The organism is Romboutsia sp. 1001713B170207_170306_H8, from assembly GCF_015550495.1.
Lineage (GTDB): Bacteria > Bacillota > Clostridia > Peptostreptococcales > Peptostreptococcaceae > Romboutsia_E.
The window spans coordinates 1-1,121 of record NZ_JADNAX010000050.1 but is presented as its reverse complement, the minus strand read 5'-3'; the positions used below and the strand labels follow the sequence as shown (position 1 = coordinate 1,121).

General features: G+C 50.1%; 9 tRNA genes and 1 rRNA gene. All 10 read right to left on the bottom strand.

What is annotated here, in order from left to right:
• Positions 1-165 (bottom strand): 16S ribosomal RNA (locus I2A66_RS16950); the annotation flags it as partial.
• Between the two features lie 138 nt (positions 166-303).
• A tRNA-Met gene (locus I2A66_RS16945) sits at positions 304-380 on the bottom strand.
• A 10-nt stretch (positions 381-390) separates the two neighbouring features.
• A tRNA-Phe gene (locus I2A66_RS16940) sits at positions 391-466 on the bottom strand.
• A gap of 5 nt (positions 467-471) precedes the next feature.
• Positions 472-548 (bottom strand) — tRNA-Ile (locus I2A66_RS16935).
• A gap of 7 nt (positions 549-555) precedes the next feature.
• A tRNA-Pro gene (locus tag I2A66_RS16930) sits at positions 556-632 on the bottom strand.
• A 34-nt stretch (positions 633-666) separates the two neighbouring features.
• Positions 667-742 (bottom strand) — tRNA-Trp (locus I2A66_RS16925).
• A gap of 17 nt (positions 743-759) precedes the next feature.
• A tRNA-Ile gene (locus tag I2A66_RS16920) sits at positions 760-836 on the bottom strand.
• Between the two features lie 10 nt (positions 837-846).
• Positions 847-923: transfer RNA gene (locus I2A66_RS16915), tRNA-Pro, on the bottom strand.
• A gap of 9 nt (positions 924-932) precedes the next feature.
• Positions 933-1,024: transfer RNA gene (locus I2A66_RS16910), tRNA-Ser, on the bottom strand.
• 6 nt (positions 1,025-1,030) lie between these two features.
• Positions 1,031-1,119, bottom strand: a tRNA-Ser gene (locus tag I2A66_RS16905).
• Positions 1,120-1,121: the final 2 nt, after the last annotated feature.

Sequence of the window (1,121 nt, the reverse complement as noted above, 5' to 3'; positions counted from 1 at the left end):
ATCTCGTATTAGCGTACCTTTCGGTACGTTATCCGTGTGTATAGGGCAGGTTACCCACGCGTTACTCACCCGTCCGCCGCTCACTTCCGAAGAAGTTCGCTCGACTTGCATGTGTTAGGCACGCCGCCAGCGTTCATCCTGAGCCAGGATCAAACTCTCAAATAAAAGTTGTCCATCGCTCAGCTAATCATTATCTGAATATCTGGCTTGGTTGTTTGTGTTTTAATTCTTAAATAAGAATAAAATTTATAAATTAACCTACTGTTTAATTTTCAAAGTTCTTAATTTCAATATAGTTTGAGTTGGTAGCGGTAACAGGAGTCGAACCTGTGACCTTTCGGGTATGAACCGAACGCTCTAGCCAACTAAGCTATACCGCCATATTCATTTTGGTGCCCAGAGGCGGAATCGAACCACCGACACGGGGATTTTCAGTCCCCTGCTCTACCGACTGAGCTATCTGGGCGTTTTTGGTGGGCCTAGCTGGACTCGAACCAGCGACCTCACGCTTATCAGGCGTGCGCTCTAACCACCTGAGCTATAGGCCCTCATTAATGGTCGAGGTGAAGGGACTCGAACCCCCGGCCCCATGGTCCCAAACCAAGTGCGCTACCAAACTGCGCTACACCTCGACTTTATATAAGTTATAAATTTAATAAAACTTGTTGGCAGGGGTGGAGGGACTCGAACCCCCGGCGCACGGTTTTGGAGACCGACGCTCTACCAACTGAGCTACACCCCTGTAATATATTTTTAAAGTGGTGGACCATCAGGGACTCGAACCCCAGACCTACCGGTTATGAGCCGGGCGCTCTAACCAACTGAGCTAATGGTCCACTTTATCAATGGTCGAGGTGAAGGGACTCGAACCCCCGGCCCCATGGTCCCAAACCAAGTGCGCTACCAAACTGCGCTACACCTCGACTTTATATTGGCGGAGAAGGAGGGATTCGAACCCTCGCACCGGTTTACCCAGCCTAATCCCTTAGCAGGGGATCCTCTTGAGCCACTTGAGTACTTCTCCAATACTTGGCGGAGAGGGTGGGATTCGAACCCACGGTGCCGTTAAGCATCACTGGTTTTCAAGACCAGCTCCTTAAACCACTCGGACACCTCTCCGT